Origin of the sequence: Motiliproteus sp. MSK22-1 (assembly GCF_001968815.1) — a bacterium.
In the GTDB taxonomy this organism is placed as follows: Bacteria; Pseudomonadota; Gammaproteobacteria; order Pseudomonadales; family Balneatricaceae; genus Motiliproteus.
This window is the reverse complement of sequence record NZ_MIEQ01000044.1, coordinates 318704-335385: the sequence shown is the minus strand read 5'-3', so window position 1 is coordinate 335385 and position 16682 is coordinate 318704. Positions and strand designations below refer to the sequence as shown.

General features: G+C 47.4%; 15 protein-coding genes. 5 read left to right on the top strand and 10 right to left on the bottom strand.

The genetic code is table 11. From position 1 onward, the window contains the following. Nucleotides 1–247: 247 nt before the first annotated feature. From BGP75_RS12090 to BGP75_RS12075, 4 genes are all read left to right on the top strand, one after another. The gene (locus tag BGP75_RS12090; protein WP_076718850.1) at nucleotides 248–574 is read left to right on the top strand and encodes a DUF6471 domain-containing protein; all 327 of its coding nucleotides are present in this window, start codon (nucleotides 248–250) and stop codon (nucleotides 572–574) included. A gap of 90 nt (nucleotides 575–664) precedes the next feature. Beyond that, on the top strand, nucleotides 665–1381 hold the full coding sequence (locus tag BGP75_RS12085; protein ID WP_083704782.1) for a hypothetical protein: 717 nt from the start codon (nucleotides 665–667) through the stop codon (nucleotides 1379–1381). Between the two features lie 63 nt (nucleotides 1382–1444). Continuing rightward, nucleotides 1445–3121, top strand: a complete 1677-nt coding sequence (locus BGP75_RS12080) for a VWA domain-containing protein (protein WP_076718849.1) — start codon at nucleotides 1445–1447, stop codon at nucleotides 3119–3121. 63 nt (nucleotides 3122–3184) lie between these two features. Then, on the top strand, nucleotides 3185–3574 hold the full coding sequence (locus BGP75_RS12075; protein WP_076718848.1) for a hypothetical protein: 390 nt from the start codon (nucleotides 3185–3187) through the stop codon (nucleotides 3572–3574). Between the two features lie 130 nt (nucleotides 3575–3704). Here the strand turns inward: BGP75_RS12075 and BGP75_RS12070 are convergent, their stop codons facing one another. After that, a complete protein-coding gene (locus BGP75_RS12070) occupies nucleotides 3705–4859 on the bottom strand; it encodes a hypothetical protein (RefSeq protein WP_076718847.1) in 1155 nt (384 codons plus the stop codon). A gap of 768 nt (nucleotides 4860–5627) precedes the next feature. Between BGP75_RS12070 and BGP75_RS12065 the strand changes: the two genes are divergently transcribed. After that, nucleotides 5628–6797 (top strand): AAA family ATPase, encoded by a 1170-nt coding sequence (locus BGP75_RS12065; RefSeq protein ID WP_076718846.1) that lies wholly within the window; start codon nucleotides 5628–5630, stop codon nucleotides 6795–6797. A gap of 160 nt (nucleotides 6798–6957) precedes the next feature. Here BGP75_RS12065 and BGP75_RS12060 read toward each other — a convergent pair whose 3' ends face one another. From BGP75_RS12060 to cysN, 9 genes are all read right to left on the bottom strand, one after another. Beyond that, nucleotides 6958–7557: a PilZ domain-containing protein gene (locus tag BGP75_RS12060; protein WP_076718845.1), complete on the bottom strand. Its 600-nt coding sequence runs from the start codon at nucleotides 7555–7557 to the stop codon at nucleotides 6958–6960. 213 nt (nucleotides 7558–7770) lie between these two features. Beyond that, nucleotides 7771–8406 (bottom strand): endonuclease III, encoded by a 636-nt coding sequence (nth, locus tag BGP75_RS12055; protein WP_076718844.1) that lies wholly within the window; start codon nucleotides 8404–8406, stop codon nucleotides 7771–7773. Between the two features lie 116 nt (nucleotides 8407–8522). Further along, complete coding sequence (locus tag BGP75_RS12050; RefSeq protein ID WP_076718843.1) at nucleotides 8523–9227, bottom strand: electron transport complex subunit E; 705 nt, start codon at nucleotides 9225–9227, stop codon at nucleotides 8523–8525. Next, nucleotides 9220–9909: an electron transport complex subunit RsxG gene (gene rsxG, locus BGP75_RS12045; protein WP_076718842.1), complete on the bottom strand. Its 690-nt coding sequence runs from the start codon at nucleotides 9907–9909 to the stop codon at nucleotides 9220–9222. Before rsxG ends, BGP75_RS12050 begins: the two co-directional genes overlap by 8 nt. Nucleotides 9910–9914: 5 nt before the next feature. Continuing rightward, nucleotides 9915–10952 (bottom strand): electron transport complex subunit RsxD, encoded by a 1038-nt coding sequence (gene rsxD / locus BGP75_RS12040; RefSeq protein WP_076718841.1) that lies wholly within the window; start codon nucleotides 10950–10952, stop codon nucleotides 9915–9917. Nucleotides 10953–10988: 36 nt separating this feature from the next. Beyond that, complete coding sequence (gene rsxC, locus BGP75_RS12035) at nucleotides 10989–13403, bottom strand: electron transport complex subunit RsxC (protein WP_076718840.1); 2415 nt, start codon at nucleotides 13401–13403, stop codon at nucleotides 10989–10991. Further along, nucleotides 13400–14014 carry an electron transport complex subunit RsxB gene (gene rsxB / locus BGP75_RS12030; protein WP_076718839.1) on the bottom strand — a complete coding sequence of 205 codons (615 nt, stop codon included), beginning with the start codon at nucleotides 14012–14014 and terminating at the stop codon, nucleotides 13400–13402. The genes rsxC and rsxB overlap by 4 nt, the downstream gene beginning before the upstream one ends. 8 nt (nucleotides 14015–14022) lie before the next feature. Next, nucleotides 14023–14604 (bottom strand): electron transport complex subunit RsxA, encoded by a 582-nt coding sequence (gene rsxA, locus BGP75_RS12025; protein ID WP_076718838.1) that lies wholly within the window; start codon nucleotides 14602–14604, stop codon nucleotides 14023–14025. Nucleotides 14605–14822: 218 nt separating this feature from the next. Further along, nucleotides 14823–16562, bottom strand: a complete 1740-nt coding sequence (gene cysN, locus BGP75_RS12020) for a sulfate adenylyltransferase subunit CysN (protein WP_083704780.1) — start codon at nucleotides 16560–16562, stop codon at nucleotides 14823–14825. Nucleotides 16563–16682: the final 120 nt, after the last annotated feature.

Below are 16682 nucleotides of genomic sequence, written 5' to 3'. Positions count from 1 at the left end.
AATACCCGATGTTCGGTACGCTGATGTTCAATAAAGCTGTTTATCAATAAAGTTAACGTCTGTCTGAGAGCATCTGATTAACCTGAAAATATAGAGGGGCTGGTTACATCTTTCAAGCACATAACCGCATATAAGCTAAGATAGTGGATGATTAGCCATCTTTAGTGCTGATTTGCATCATGAGTATTCTTGATTCGTATTGACGTTGCCCATAGAGTAGAAGCAGTATCCTATCTGAGAAACAAATATGTCACAGTTTCTTAATGATCCAGAGTTACAGCGAATACTATCTACCTTTATCGTAGGCAGGATGAAGGAGCTGGGCTGGGATTATAAGCGCTTAAGTGCCGAGTTGCAGAACCAGTATGGGATCGAGCAGAGTCCGGGTAATCTGAAGTCAAAGATTTACCGGGGGAATTTTAAAGGTACACTGTTGCTGATCTTATACTGGGTTTTAGGCATTGATCAGCATACGATGAATCGAGCAAGAGCCATTTATCAGCAAACGCTTGATAAAAACCGTGCTAATCAAAGAAAAACTGACAACAGAACAGATGATAGCGGTAGTTGTTAAAGGGCTACCGATATGAGGGCGGGAAACTTTCGACAACAAGCAAAAGGCTTGTACTAAAACTCTGATTCAGGCCCGTAAGGAGGTGTTTTTGTGAAATCCCAGATCACTGTGGCCGCAGTGCTGTCGGCGTTACTTGTGGTTGGGTACGGCTGGTGGTTTCAGGTAGGTCCCGTTTGGCTGGCTGGGTATCTGGGGGTGAGTATTCTGGCCCTGGCTACAGTACCAATTGCCTATCGGTTATTTGGTTATTTACGGGATGATAAGGCTCGGCTGTTGCGGAAGAAAGAATTGTTGCAACATCAGGAGATGTTGGGGCGTTTGGCTGAGCTGTCCCAGCAGTTGGATAACCTGGGGGTAGCGGAAGCTGCAAAACAGGCGAGTCGCCTGACGGAGATGCTTAATGACTTTCATGAAGTGATTGCCAATCGTTTCAGGGATTCCCAGATTACTTCCAGCAGCTATATGGATGTGGCTCGCCGGGTGCAACTGCTCGTCATGCAAAACCTTTCAGATATGGTTGCGGTTGCCCGCAGTGTTGCCAGTATTGATAAGTCTGATACGCAAGATTCTAAAGCGGTGACAGGTGCTGATGGCCAGAATCAATTGCAACGGCGACTTGATCTGGCATCGGATCAAAAAGCCCGACTTGAGGAATTAACACAGGATAACAGGGCGCTCCTGACTGCTTTAGCTGAAACCTCTGTGGAGGTGGCTAACATCCAGGAGCTGGATGAATTTGAACGTACTGAGGCCTTGGCGCGACTGCGTCAACTGGCTGGGCGGGCGAAGCAATATAGCGCTAATTAGTCTGTAAAAAGAATACCAATCTCTGGAAAATCAGTGTTTAGGAAATCTCAAGGAGAGATGGCAATGAAGAAACACAACGTTGGATTTGTGGGAGCCGTGGTTTTGCTGGCCGGGCTTTTAATCTCTGGCTGTGACACTGGCAGCATAGATAATGAAAAAGATGCTAAAGCGCGCCTTGAGAAGTTGGTGGATGAACAGATTCTGCCAACGCGTAAAGAGAATCAGTTCCGGGCCAATATCCAGCTCTCCAGAACCAACCTGTTGTCAATGCTACCTGATATCAAAGAGTATCCCATGAGTTTGGCCGCCAGGGATAGCAGTTCTGTCGAAGCAGTAGAAATTTTTACTTCATCCGAAAAAGCGGGCAAAGACCGGGATGGATTTTATATCGCTATGGCTGATCGGTTTAACCGCCAGAACATTACTATCAGCAATGGCAAGCAGGCCATGGTAGGAATACGAAAAATAGCTTCTGGGTTGGGTGCCCAGTTTATCCTGGCTCACCAGAATGTACCTGATGCCTATTCCCCTTCTAATTTTCTATGGGGCAAAATGCTCAGTGCTCAGGGAATAGAGCTGACCACTATCGCTGAGGTAACTGCACCGAATACCGCCGGTATAGTGGTACGTAAGTCAAAAACAGATATGGTAACCAGTAATGGGGCTCTGGATGTTCAGAAACTGCTCACTGAAGTTACCAGTGGCACTTTCGCGATGGGCTACACTAACCCTTACCAATCCAGTACAGGCCTCAACTTTTTGCTGATGATTCTTGATTCTTTCGCAGGGGGGGATGAGTCGCAGCTGCTATCGCCTGATGTTGCCAGCGCATTTGAAGCCTTTCAGCTGGGAGTGCCTTTTGTTGCACAAAATACTCTGCAGATGAGAGATGCCGCCGTCGGGAGTGGTGTACTGGATGCCCTGGTCATGGAGCATCAGTCCTGGGTTAATGTAACCGGTATGGGAGACTATCAGTTTATTCCATTTGGTGTGCGCCATGACAGCCCGTTGTATGCCACCGCTGAAGCGGATGAGGCTGAGCGGGAAGTTCTTAAGCTTTTTGCTAAATTTGTAAAGGATAATCAGGCTTCAATTAAACAGTATGGATTTGCTCAGCAACCCAATTATAAGAGCAGCTACGATATTGATAATGGTTCGGTAATCCTTAATGCTCAGAAGCTGTGGAAAGACAAAAAATCCGGCGGTAAGCCGGTAGCAGCAGTTTTTGTAGCGGATGTCTCAGGCTCAATGGATGGTACGCGGATCAAAAACCTGAAAAAGGCATTGATTGAATCATCGGACCTGATTAGTTCCGGCAACTCCATTGGTTTGGTGACCTATAGTGAGAGTGTTAACGTGGATCTTTCTATACGGCCTTTTAATCTTCAGCAGAAGGCTTTGTTCATCGGGGCTGTTAAGAATTTGTCAGTCGGAGGAGGAACAGCAACCAATGACGGAGTTCTGGTTGCTGCCAATGAGCTAACCCAGTTTGCTAAAACTCATCCCGATCATAAGTTGGTTATTTTTGTATTGAGCGATGGTGAAACCAATAAAGGCCTCTCTTTTGAGGAGGTGAGCAGTGTGCTGGAGTGGACAGGTATTCCTATCCATACCATTGCTTACGAACTGAAATCGGATCATTTAAAGCAGATGGCAGGTTTGGTTGAGGCAGCATATATTGAATCCAGCTCTGAATCTGCCTCTTATCGTATCGGTAATTTGCTGAATGCAGAAATGTAACTTTAAGGGGCTGTTGATTAAAAACGGCTAAGGGCTTGTTTATAAAAGCAGCTAAGGGCTTATATGAAGGTCATTAAGGTATTTGCGTTGTTTTTGCTGCTCCAGCTTTCTGCCTGGGGGGGCACTCATTGGTACTTGCAGACTAACCAGGCTGACATTCTGGTTGTTGTGGATACGTCGTTTTCAATGAAACCTAATTTTAATAGTATGCGGGATTGGATTGATAATTTTGAAGCCAATACCCGTTATAGGAATATTGTTATCGGTACAGATAAAGCGCTGTTGGGAGATCTGGACCAGCTGCCATCCAAGGATCATATTTTTCGAACCGCTTTTGGTCGTTTTTCAGAAGTCAATTTGACCCGATTATACAGTCATCTAAAACCCGAAAAGCGATATTTGCTGACCAGCACAGGGGTCTCCCCATCTGGTTGGGAGGTCGTAAGCTGGTAATAAATCAGAGAGTGACTTTTATGTATGGCTGCTATTCTCAGAGAAAGCCCGGAACTTCACACGCCGGGCAGACTCAACAGTAGATCATCAGAATAGTAAATCTCCGGAAGCAGAATATATTTCGATACAGTTATACGACCATATCGATCTGCTGAACAGTGCCGCTCCCTCCATTTTCATCAAGGTAGACACCACTCTGACGAATGCGCCCCTGAGTTTCATTCTCTTCATTTTTGAGTTCAAAAGGCGTGTTGGTGGAACCGAGGTAAATAGCGCCAACATTACGATCCAACAATGAGCTTAATTGATCCTCTCCTTCGTGCTTACTCCAGATCTTCAGATCTGCAAACACGCTATCTGCTTCGTCAATAAAGCCATTATTGTCTTCGTCGTATTGCGCAAGGTCGGCAAAGCCGTCACCGCTGATTGCGCCGAAAAGCTCGGAGCCATCATTAATGATTCCATCTTCGTTTTTATCTAAGGCCAGCATTCCACTGTTCTCGTCAAGAAAGCTTATCCACTCCGTCTCACCGTCGACATCCAGATCAAACTCGTATTTCTCATCGGTCAGTTCCGCCGCAGTGCCATTAAAGTTAATAACCAAGGGATCTGTGAAGACTACCTGTTCTTTGCGTTGATATTCCAACGTTGATTCGTAGCTTCGAGACATTTCCAGATTCAGGTTCAAATCGATTGACTCTCCGTCAGTGGTTTGTACGACGCCGCAGGCAGAGAAAGAGGTGCATTCTGATTCCTGATAATACTCTGTAACAGTTACATCGACCTCTATCATACGCTGTTGCCCGATAACAGAACCTATGATCGGGTCTGCATCTGAGTATTCTGACGGGGTTACCGGATCTACCTCCGGTTCGACAGCTTCTACCCTGTTAGCACGGCCGGTCAGCGCTTCAAAAAGTGCCTGAAACAATCGGGCTCGACTGTTGTTGAGGGATATTTCTGCATCTTCTGAGGATTGTTCAACGGGGGCCGAGTCGGCAGTGGCGAGTTGAAAACGATCAGCAATCTCTGTAGGCATCAGGCGAAAGAGATCTGTTAGTGGCTGGAATGCTTGCTGTGATTGTTGAGAAAAGGGCTGGAAAGCAGCCCCCATGGATGATAGTTGAGTCATGTTCTGGGCATTGACTCTCAGTTGGGAGCTGCTGAGTTGTAACTGAGCGGCACTAAACTCCATCATAAAGCCTTGTTGGGAGCTGCTTTCTTCTCTAAATTCAAATTTCTGGTGCTCTGCACTCATTTGAATATTGCTGCTTTCAATAATCATAGAATCCTCGCTTCTACTGTTTTTCCATTCTTAAAAAGGTGGTTTCTCAAAAACGATAAATATCTAACAAAACTCTCCTGTTGGTTGTTGGCCTTAGCCTGTTTTTGTTGCATTAATTTTTTATATATTCTGTTTCTGATTTTTTAAAAAACTATTTTTAAGGTTCGTTTTAAGGCAACTGATTTCTAGAATCAGAATTTTGAAGTAATAAAAAACCGGCCAAACTGAATTTTATTTTCAGCGGCAATTTCATTCCTCAGGTTGCCGTTTCTGATACAGTTTGTTGCCGCTTAAATTGAGATGTTTTTATAAATATTAAGGCAAAAGAAAACCCTGGGATTTAAAATTGATTTAAAAATCACTTTTTGATCCCAATAAAAAATATCTCGAACTTAAATGCGTCATCAGTCGTTCCTGGAGACGCCTTGCTCGTGTATCAGCACTTGCTATGTAGTGAAAACACTCCGATCGGAGTTTGAATTACGTCATCAATCCTACCTTTGGCAACGATGTTGTAGCCGGTAATATTTTGCCGCTTTTATAACGGGTTAATTAGTAAGAGCAATATCTGCGCCCAAATGGAGAGAACTGAGGCCCAAGGGACCTGTTGGTAGATTCCCTGGGATTGCGTTTGGGGGCATATCTACAGCTGACAGATAGATGCCGATTGAAGGGAGTTAGTCCAGTTTTCTCCGCTAGCCAATATGAAGTCTCTAAAGTAGCATTAGATATTCAAGACCTGGACTGGAATTAGATGACACACCCTGCATGATTAATACACTAGCTATTGGAAACTATAGATCCCTGCTTAATTTGATCATTCCATTGAGTTCTTTGAACCTGATTACCGGGTCCAACGCCAGCGGAAAATCGAATCTCTATCGGGCGTTAAGGTTACTTGCTGAAACAGCTCAGGGAGGGGTCGTTAATGCACTGGCCCGAGAAGGAGGGCTTGATTCTACATTTTGGGCAGGGCCAGAGAAGCTTTCAAAAAGGATGCGTAGCGGCGAAGTACCTGTACAAGGCGGGCCACGGCAAAAAGCCGCTCGATTACGACTGGGTTTTTCTAATGATGATTTTGGCTACTCCATTGCATTAGGGCTACCTAAACCATCCCAGTCTGTCTTTTCTTTGGATCCTGAAATTAAAAGGGAATGTATTTGGGCCGGAAATGCCTATCGACCGGCAAGTTTGTTGCTGGATAGGGAAGGGCCTGTCATTAAAACCCGTTCAGGTCGAAGTTGGGATGTTATCAGCCAGCATACTAACAGTTTTGACAGTGTGTTCAGTCAGGTTGCAGACCCCATGAGGACACCGGAGGTCGTTTCATTAAGAGAAGATATACGAGGCTGGAGATTTTATGATCATTTCAGAACAGATGCCGAAGCACCGGCACGGCTGCCTCAGTTAGGTACTCGCACTCCGGTGCTTCACCATGATGGCCGGGACTTGGCTGCAGCTCTGCAAACCATTATAGAAATAGGTGACACTGAAGCACTGCATGATGCTATTTCAGATGCATTTCCGGGAGCCCGTTTAGGGATTTCTGTTCAGCAGGATAGTCGCTTTACTGTGGAGCTGCATCAGGAAGGATTGTTGAGGCCATTATCTGGGTTTGAATTATCTGATGGTACATTGCGCTATCTGCTATGGGTAGCTGCTCTGCTTACACCACGACCTCCACCGCTGATGGTCCTCAACGAGCCTGAAACAAGTCTTCATCCAGACTTGCTACCAGCCCTCGCCAGACTGATTATCCGGGCGTCAGAATCTACCCAGGTTTGGGTTGTCTCGCATGCCAGCCGACTTATTGCGGCCTTGGAGAGTGCCGAACAATGCAATTCGCTGGCGTTAGAAAAGTCTCTCGGTCAAACACAGGTGATCGGTCAGGGAATGCTGGACCAGCCGTCATGGCGTTGGCCAGACCAGAGCAGATAAGTGAATAACTCGACTACCTGCAAGAGATTCTTATTGGCGAGCTGCGCGGCTTGATTGTAATGAGCGCAGCTTGAGTAGGCTGTCTGCTGCTTTGTGCGAAGACTTCTAACTTCAGTAATCTTTCAGAGTGCATGTGATTTTTAGTAGAGAACGGTTTCGGCTATCGACTGGAGGCAGCCATATTTCCTTTTTGATGCCTGTGCAATTGAACCTGACGATTGAGGAGGTATTGAATCAGATTTTTTTGAGTTTGAGGGTTTAAGCGATCAAAGTTGAGCCTGACATAAAATGGGTTGCCTTGATTCATCTGCTGCAGTTCGTCGCAAGCAACGACAGTGGCGGTGGTTGAGAGCTGTTCTTCAGAGTCTTTATCAGAGTTAAGTACAAGATCAATACTGACTCTGTCTCCTTCATCAAGCTGCTCTTCAATAGGGAATGCCATACCGCAGGCGCTGAGATTAACCATCCTAAGTTTAAAGGCAACACGCTGGGTTAGATCTTCATCCACATCAAGTCGACTAATAACATGAGCCAGCTTTTGGTTGAGCATGCCCACCAGTTCGGCAACTTCAGGTGATTTTTCTTTGCAACTTTTGATCAGTGTCTGGAAACGGAGATCAAAATCACTACCTTGCCCATAGACTGCATCCAGACTGCTTCCTTTGTTAGAATCCGAGCTACTCTTGTTAAGCTTCCGGTAGCTGACTTTCAAGGAATCATTCAGGCGAAAATAGCGACGTTTTTCTGGTGTTTGTGACACTGATTTACCTTAATTCGTTGCGCTTTGATGTTATTAGATTATCCGCTGTACTTTACCTGAGTGCCATTAAATACACCAAAATAAACTTCTATTGATGCCGTCTGCGCTTAACTATTCTGACCGAAACGGTTGAAGACGCCTTAAGAAGGGAGTTTGCATTCCAGCTTCACAAAGGAGGGGGCTTGGACCGGTCCCCCTCTTGGAGTTCAACAATCAGTCACTGGTCTTATCTTTAAATTCACAAAGGTCTTCGATCAGACAAGCACCACAGCGGGGTTTGCGGGCAGTGCAGATATAGCGGCCCAGCAGAATAAGCCAGTGATGAGCATCCAGCAGAAACTCCTTGGGTACAAAACGAAGCAATTTCTCTTCCACTTCCAGCACATTTTTCCCCGGTGCTATTTTGGTTCGGTTGGATACCCTGAATATATGTGTATCGACAGCCATTGCTGGTTGCCGATAAGCTGTGTTAAGTACCACATTGGCGGTTTTTCGGCCGACACCAGGTAATGCTTCCAGATCTTTACGATTATCAGGTACTTGCGACTGGTGCTTGTCGATAAGCATTCGGCAGGTTTTTATAACGTTTTCGGCCTTGGCGTTAAACAGACCAATCGTTTTGATGTACTCCTTAAGGCCGTCCACTCCAAGGGCAAGAATGGCTTCTGGAGTGTTAGCTACCGGGTATAGCTTGTCAGTGGCTTTGTTGACTCCAACATCTGTGGCCTGGGCGGAAAGAATAACAGCAATCAGCAACTCAAAAGTACTGCTATAGTTGAGCTCTGTTGTCGGATTGGGGTTATCATCCCGAAGTCTTGCAAATATCTGCTGACGTTTTTCTTTATTCATGACAAGAGATTAGTCCCGGGTCGGTTTGCCAACGATAAAATAATGCTGAATTAAGCGCAGCTATAATGCAGCACAGAGACAGTACAATCCAGTCACTGCCCAGCCATCTCTGGAAGCTATCCGGTAACGCGGACTCTTTTAGAGCCGGTTTCAACAGCCGGAGCGATCGTTTCCGCCTTCTTTTTCAAACGTTTATCAATAAGGTTTTTCACCGCGATGATCAGTCCCATGCCGACAAAGGCACCCGGAGGTAAAACGGCAAACAGAAAGCCTTGGTAGTCCCCGATCAAGGTTATCTTCCAGGCTTCGGCTTCTGGTCCAAATAGTAATTGCATATCCGAGAAAAGGGTGCCCTGACCGAGTACTTCACGTATTGCACCAAGTAGCAGCAGTACCACTGAAAAACCTATTCCCATCATGAGTCCATCCAGTACAGAAGGAACAATCGGATTTTTGCTGGCAAAGGCATCAGCACGACCAAGAATTGCGCAGTTGGTAACAATCAGTGGAATAAAAATACCTAAGATTTGGTAAAGCTCATAAGCCATGGCCTGCATCAGCAGCTCTACACAGGTCACCAAAGAGGCAATGATCATCACAAATGCCGGTAGCCGGACGGTGGGGGGAACAAAGTTACGTATCATGGATACGCACAGGTTTGATCCGACCAGTACCAGGGTCGTGGCCAGGCTCAGGCCCAGGGCGTTGATCACAGAGCCTGTCACAGCCAGTAAGGGACAGAGTCCGAGTAGCTGTACTAATGCCGGATTGTTTTTCCACAGACCATCCAGAGCAATGGTGCGGTAATTGGAATCAGCCATTGCTGGGAACCTCCTCAGACCTGTTCTTGACGTTGGCGGGGGTGGCGCTCAGTAGCTGAGCCTTGTGCTGGCGAAATAATAACACTGCCCGTTTGCTGGCGTTGGTGACCGCCCTTGGGGTGATTGTGGCACCGGTAAACTGATCAAACCGCCCGCCGTCTTTTTTTACCGCCCACTGGGGATCATCGGCTTCCTGTAGCTGTTGGCCGTTAAAGCCCAGCACCCAGTCTGACTTTTTAAGATCAACTTTATCACCTAATCCCGGTGTTTCCTGGTGGGCCAGCACGCGTAAACCGGCAACACTGCCATTGGCATTAATACCAACAATCATTTCAATATTGCCCGTGTAGCCATCAGGCGCAATAACAGGAAGAATAACGGTCTTAACCTCTCCTTGCCAACGGGCGATATACGCATCTACCGGCCCCTGATAGCCGATAGAGCTGGCATCATTAATGCGGATGGTGTCACGGATAAGGTCGTTGTCGATACTGCTTCTGGGAACGATTTCATAGAGTGCTCTGGCTTGAGCTTCTTCACGGTTTTCGGTAATCCGTTGCTGGGTAGCTGCTTGAGTCAACGCGATAGCACCTGCTGTCACGATGGCGAATATGGCAAGACCGATGCTGTTCTGTCGTATTGCAGTCAGTATCGAGGATAGTTGCGAACTGGATGATGCCATGGTAATTAGCCCTTGATCCCGCGATTGGATTTCTTATGACCGTAGGTGCGAGGTCGGGTGTAATAATCCAGAAATGGCGCACTCAGATTCATTAACAAAACGGCAAAGGCGACTGCATCCGGGTAGTTACCCCAAGTGCGAATAATATAGATCAGCAGGCCAATAATCGCACCAAAGAACAGTTTTCCTTTATTGCTGGTTGCGGCCGTGACCGGGTCAGTTGCGATAAAAAATGCACCGAAGACGACGGCACCGGTAGTAAGATGGAAAAGCGGAGGTGCATAGTTACTCGGGTCGGAGCCATAGAAAAAACCGGATACCAGAATCAACGATACCAGCATTGATACGGGAATATGCCAGGTATAGATTTTACGAATCAGCAGATAGAGTCCACCTAATGCAAAGGCGCCACTTATTGCATACCAGGCATCCAGGCCTTGAGATAACAACGGAGACTGGCTCCAAAGCTCTTCTGCTGTCAGTGCTCCTTTATGCTTAAAGGTATCCAGTGGCGTTGCCATCGTGTAGGCATCAGGTAAATCAACAATTTCAAAGATTACTTTCAGGGTTTCGATCAGTCCTAAATTGCCGCTTTCGGTAAGCAAGCTCGGTGGTGCCCAGCGTGTCATTTCAACCGGAAACGAGATCAGCAGTAAGGCATAACCGACCATGGCTGGATTGAAGGGGTTATTGCCAAGCCCGCCATAAAGGTGTTTGGCAACCACTATAGCGACAAAAATACCAATGAAAGTGACCCACCAGGGTGCGAAAGGGGGGAGTGCTAACCCCAACAGTACAGCCGTCAGGATCGCACTGTAATCATTGAGATAAAATGTAACAGGGCGCTTACGTAACCTAATAACTGCGACTTCAAAGAGCACTGCCAGCATTGCAGCCCAGACTACGTTGATCAATGGCCCCCAGCCAAAGTAATAACAGAGTGCAGCCAGGCCGGGAAGTGTCGCCAGGATCACCTGAAGCATAACGTTACCGGTTCTACCCGGCTTCAGTATGTGGGGTGAGGTGATTCTTAATAATGCCATTGGGTCTCTGTTCCGACTGTCAATTAGTGCCTGGAGTTAGGCAAGAGTGGCTTCTTGGGCCTGAGCTTCTTGCAGTGCTTTTTCAGCCTGGACAACTTTTGCTTGCAATCCCGAAAGGGCTTTCTCAAGAGGTTCTGCGGATGCAGAGCCCTGTGCTTGAGCGTCAGCCAAGGCCTTTTCTGTCTTTTTCAATTTAGTTCGTGCTGCGGCTGCCGCAGTTTTCAGGGCTTTGATGTCGGGTCCTTGATTGGTCGCTTCTTTAGCCGTCTGGCAGTCTGCTTCTGCTTTAGCGAAGGCCGCGGCGGCAGAATCAGTTTTGGCCTGTTGCTCAGCAACGGCCTGTTTTAAGTCCTCTAGCTCTTCGATGCCTTCTTCTTCAGCTTTAGCCAGTGCTTTTTCCGCCTTCTTTAATTTTGTTCGGGCTATGGCAAGCGCGCTTTTCAGAGCTTTGACATCGTTTTGTGGAGGATCAATGGGTTGGGCTGCTGAGGTGGAAGCTGCTGTCGATTGGGTACCCTGAGAGCTGCTGGCATTTGAGACATTGCCTGCGGTCTCTGATGCTTCCGCATCATTATAGGCTTTTTGTGCTTGCTCGGCCTTTTCCTTTAGTTTCTGCAAGGAGTTTTTCAGCTGGTCTACACTGGGAGCACCTTTTGCTTCGGCATCGGCTAATACTTTTTCTGTTTTGCTGACCTTGGTTCTGGCAAGAGCAGCTGCTACTTTTAAATCTTTCAGGCTTGGGGCTGCTGGTGCTGGCGCCTTGTTCTCCGCGTCAGAGAATGCTTTTTGTGCTAGCTCGCTTTTTTGTTTGGCGGATTCAATATCCTGTTTTAGCTGGTCGATATTGTCAGCACCATTCTGTTCCGCTTCCTGGAGTGCTTTTTCTGCTTTTTTTAGTTTGGTTCGAGCAACTGCTGCCTGAGTTTTCAGTTGTTTAAGCTCGGCTTCAGGATCGATAGCAGAGTCAGTCGTTGTCGTGACCGGAGCTTTCCTTTTTGCTGCCTGGGCTTTTGAAGCCGCTTCAGCTCTAGCTTTTCTGCGTTCTTCTTTCTCCTGTTGAGCTGCTTCCAGGCGAGCCTGTCTGGCTTCAAACCGGATGCGCGCCTGCTCTGCTTTGCGTTGTTCCTGTTGCTCATTACGAATTTCAGACTTGGCGTAGCGATAGTACTGTACCAGTGGGATATTACTGGGGCAGACAAAGGAACAAGCGCCACACTCGATACAGTCCATCAGATTATGATTGAGCGCCTTATCAAACTCTTTACCTTTGGCAAACCAGTGTAATTGCTGGGGTAATAGTTCAGCAGGGCAGACCTGCTCGCAATTTCCGCAACGGATGCAGCTTTGGGCCGGTGGGGCCGGAGGAAATTCCTCCAGGGTTCCGGCGATGACGCAGTTACTGGTTTTTATGACGGGTATTTGGGCTGTGTTAAGGGTATAGCCCATCATCGGCCCCCCCATGACAAGTCTGGACTGTTTGCTGCTGTCAACTCCACAGAAATCCAGCAGATCTGCTATCGGGGTGCCAAGTAAGACCTCTAGGTTACCAGGAGAGCTGAGGGCTTTACCGGTGAGGGTGGTGATACGGGATATAAGCGGCTTTCCATCATGGACAGCTTGATAAACTGCAGACATGGTCCCGACATTCTGGACAACAATACCTATATCTGCCGGTAATTGACCGTGAGGTACTTCGACCCCTGTTACAAGTTTAATTAACTGACGTTCACCGCCTGAAGGATATTTGGTGGGTAGAACAACCACTTCGATGTTCAGTTTACTGGTTCTTGCTGCTTCGGTCATTGCCACAGCGGCTTCCGGTTTGTTATCTTCAATGCCAATCAGAATATGTGTCGGTTTTATCAGATAAGCAGCAATTTCGATACCACCGATAATCTCAGCGGCCCGTTCACGCATCAGCATGTCATCGGCAGTAATGTAGGGTTCGCACTCCACGCCGTTGATAATCAGCGTGTTGACGATATGGTCATCACTAAGATGCAGCTTTATATTGGTGGGAAAACCCGCCCCCCCCATGCCGGAAATACCGGCACAGCGAATGATTTCTGCCAGTTCGGCTTTTTCAAGAGTGCGAAAATCCTCTACGCCCTGGTGCTCTATCCAGGTTTCGTTGCCATCAGGTTCGAGAATGATGCATTGGGCACTCATCCCTGAAACATGAGGCACTGGATAATCACCAATTTCAACAATGGTGCCAGAGGTGGGGGCATGCATATAGATACTGACAAAACCGCTGGGCTCAGCAATGCGCTGGCCTTTCAATACCTTGTCTCCGACTTTGACCGTCGGTATGGCAGGGGTACCGATATGCTGCTGTAACGGCAACGTTAGCCGTTTTGGCAGTGGCATCTGGCGAAGTGGAATGGTCAGCGATTGCTGTTTGTTTTCCTGGGGATGTATACCACCATGGAAATTCCAGATACGACTCATGACTGGCTCCCTCCGGCGGCGCTACCATCGAATAGTTCTCCGCGTCCCCGGTCTGTGGCAATCAGCTGTTCGCTGGGTTTTGGCGCTGGCCAATTCCAGGTGGAAAGAGTGGTTTCGATAGGAATCATATCAATACAGTCGACAGGACAGGGCTCCACGCAGAGGTCACAACCAGTGCATTCTGACTCGATAACCGTATGCATCTGTTTTGCCGCGCCAAGGATGGCATCAACCGGGCAGGCCTGTATGCACTTGGTACAACCGATACATTCATCTTCACGGATAAATGCGATGGCCTTGGGTTTTTCTTCACCGTGCTCTGCATCCAGCGGAATAGCTTCTACGTCAAGAAGATCGGCGAGAGCCTGTATGGTGCTTTCTCCGCCCGGAGGGCATTTGTTGATTGTCTCACCGTTAGCTATTGCTTCGGCATAGGGGCGACAGCCAGGATAGCTACACTGACCACATTGGGTTTGAGGCAATAGGGCGTCAATTTGATCGACGATCGGGTTGCCTTCAACCTTAAATCGGATAGATGCGTAACCAAGCAATGCTCCGAAGGCTAATGCCAGTCCGAGTAATGCCAGAACCGCAATAAGAATGGCGTCCATCGATATCCTTAGAACTGTACCAAACCGGTGAAACCAAGGAAGGCCAGGGACATCAGTCCAGCTGTAACCATTCCAATGGCGGAGCCCTTAAAGGGCTCGGGAACATCTGCAACGGCGATACGTTCACGCATCGCTGAGAACAGGATCAATGCCAGAGAGAAACCAACAGCTGCTCCAAACCCATAGAAAATTGATTCAAGGAAGCCATTTTGTTTCTTGATATTCAATAAGGCGACGCCCAATACGGCACAGTTAGTTGTAATCAGAGGTAAGAAGATACCGAGTACTCGATAAAGCATGGGGCTGGTTTTATGCACCACCATCTCTGTGAACTGCACCACTACGGCGATAACGAGAATAAAACTGATAGTTCTCAGGTAACTTAGATCCAGCGGCAGTAGCAGGTATTCGTAGACGAGGTAACTGCACACGGAAGAAAGGGTGAGTACAAATGTAGTGGCCAGGGACATGCCCATAGCCGTTTCCAACTTGTTGGAAACGCCCATAAACGGGCATAACCCCAAAAACTGGGCCAGTACAAAATTATTAACCAATACTGTACTGACAAGAATCAGCAGGTAATCAATCATGGTGGACTGCTACTCTTAACCATTCAACCTTTCAATACCGTCCAAGCAACCTGTTTCGATTAATTATTTGACCAGTGAGTATCAAATAATCTTCAAAAAGGGTGCTACCTGACCGCCTAGTAAATAGACGGCGCCATATTGTAACGGGATTTATGCCATGCGTCATGGATAAGAACGGCAATAACCGTTCTTATCCAGCAAGTTGCATAAGAAGGTTCTTATATTAGACCAGACTCTTTCAATTGAGCAAGACCCTGATAAACCAACTCTGCCAGTTTCTGTTCGCCAATTTCCAGAGTTCTGCAATCTTGTGGGGCGCTGGGGGCGGCGCAGATACAGATTAATCCACTGTCTACCATGAGGTCCGCTGTTGCGTCTAAGCGCAATAGAGCCTGTTCGCGGTTACTCTCATCGCATCCAAGGTCTTGGTTAATCGAAGGCTGTAACAGCTCATCGCTGACAACAGTAACGGCTCGACCCTGATCAAACAGTTGCTTTTCCAGGTTATAGGCGACTGTTGCACGCTGTTCTGCGGTCCCACCAATGATATACAACTTGCCGGCCTGTTGGCCAAAACGGCGAGCGCGATCACTGCGGCTGACCTGAGGGGTGGTGCTGACACTGATATTCGGTGCTTTATGGTTTAGTGCTTTGTTGCCCCCTTTACTAATCATCCCGGCACCAACCGTAAGGTTGCTGAGACGGTCGACTACAATGAATGCGCCGGTACCCTGATGGTCGGCATAGTCATCACCCACGACGGCACGATCTAATGATAGTTCGCAAAGCGCTATTTCGTTCAGTTCCAGGCTACCGCCCGGATGCTGCTCCATGGTATTGACGTCTATCTTGTGTCTCAGGGTCGCAACATGGCCACTGACAGTTGTCGTGCCTATCTTGATAAGGTATTCCTTGCCAGGGAGCATTGGAGATTCGCTCATCCATACAAGGTTGGCATCAAATCGGTCTATGACATCGGGAACATTCTTCGAGTGTACAATCATGTCGCCGCGACTGACGTCAATTTCATCTTCCAGTGTCAGTGTTACGGACATTGGAGCGAAGGCCTGATCAAGGTTTCCGTCAAATGTAACAATGGATTTAACCTTGCTGCTTTTCCCTGACGGAAGCACCGTGACTTCATCACCTGGGCGAACAATACCTGATGCGATGGTGCCGCAGTAGCCTCTGAAATTCAGATTTGGCCGGTTCACATATTGTACCGGATAGCGAAATTCATCCAGATTGCGATCCGAGGCTATTTCTATATTTTCCAGCAGAGTCATCAGTGGTTGACCCTGATACCAGGGCATGGCATCGCTGGCATTCACTACGTTATCACCTTTCAGTGCGGATAAAGGTAAGAAATGAACGTCTTTAAGGTTTAGTTCTTTGGCAAAATTTTCAAAATCGCTGCTTATCTGATTAAACACGTCTTCGCTGTAGTCCACCAAGTCCATCTTGTTTACAGCGATGATGGTGTGCTTAATACCGAGCAGAGAAGTAATAAAACTGTGCCGTTTTGTCTGAGTTTGTACCCCGTGACGTGCATCAATAAGAATCACAGCCAGGTCGCAGGTTGATGCTCCTGTTGCCATGTTACGTGTGTATTGTTCGTGCCCGGGAGTGTCGGCAATAATGAACTTGCGTCTGGCGGTGGAAAAATAGCGATAGGCAACATCAATAGTAATACCCTGTTCACGTTCCGCTTGCAGGCCATCAACGAGAAGTGCCAGATCGACTTCTTCGCCAGTGGTACCTGATTTCACACTATCGGATTTAATTGCTTCCAGCTGATCTTCATAAATCATTTTGGAATCGTGAAGCAGGCGCCCAATCAGGGTGCTTTTTCCATCATCTACGTTCCCGCAGGTAAGAAGACGAAGCAGTTCTTTCTGTTCATGTTGTGCCAGGTAGGCATGAATATCGGCGCTGATCAGTTCTGACTGGTGACTCATCGTGGTTCAACTCGTCTTAAAATTCTGTTCACTGTTGTTGGGCTGTTCAGCGCTGTTCTATTGGTTCAAGCGCTGGTTTTTTACAACAACCATGTTTTACAAACTCTATGCCGCTACAAA

What these genes read in the sequence shown, in the direction of transcription:
- BGP75_RS12090 (WP_076718850.1), top strand. Translation starts at nt 248, where the DNA reads ATGTCACAGTTTCTTAATGATCCAGAGTTACAGCGAATACTATCTACC.
- BGP75_RS12075 (WP_076718848.1), top strand. Translation starts at nt 3,185, where the DNA reads ATGAAGGTCATTAAGGTATTTGCGTTGTTTTTGCTGCTCCAGCTTTCT.
- rsxB (WP_076718839.1), bottom strand. Translation starts at nt 14,014, where the DNA reads ATGGACGCCATTCTTATTGCGGTTCTGGCATTACTCGGACTGGCATTA.
- cysN (WP_083704780.1), bottom strand. Translation starts at nt 16,562, where the DNA reads ATGAGTCACCAGTCAGAACTGATCAGCGCCGATATTCATGCCTACCTG.
- nth (WP_076718844.1), bottom strand. Translation starts at nt 8,406, where the DNA reads ATGAATAAAGAAAAACGTCAGCAGATATTTGCAAGACTTCGGGATGAT.
- BGP75_RS12065 (WP_076718846.1), top strand. Translation starts at nt 5,628, where the DNA reads ATGATTAATACACTAGCTATTGGAAACTATAGATCCCTGCTTAATTTG.
- rsxG (WP_076718842.1), bottom strand. Translation starts at nt 9,909, where the DNA reads ATGGCATCATCCAGTTCGCAACTATCCTCGATACTGACTGCAATACGA.
- rsxD (WP_076718841.1), bottom strand. Translation starts at nt 10,952, where the DNA reads ATGGCATTATTAAGAATCACCTCACCCCACATACTGAAGCCGGGTAGA.
- BGP75_RS12070 (WP_076718847.1), bottom strand. Translation starts at nt 4,859, where the DNA reads ATGATTATTGAAAGCAGCAATATTCAAATGAGTGCAGAGCACCAGAAA.
- rsxA (WP_076718838.1), bottom strand. Translation starts at nt 14,604, where the DNA reads ATGATTGATTACCTGCTGATTCTTGTCAGTACAGTATTGGTTAATAAT.
- BGP75_RS12050 (WP_076718843.1), bottom strand. Translation starts at nt 9,227, where the DNA reads ATGGCTGATTCCAATTACCGCACCATTGCTCTGGATGGTCTGTGGAAA.
- BGP75_RS12080 (WP_076718849.1), top strand. Translation starts at nt 1,445, where the DNA reads ATGAAGAAACACAACGTTGGATTTGTGGGAGCCGTGGTTTTGCTGGCC.
- rsxC (WP_076718840.1), bottom strand. Translation starts at nt 13,403, where the DNA reads ATGAGTCGTATCTGGAATTTCCATGGTGGTATACATCCCCAGGAAAAC.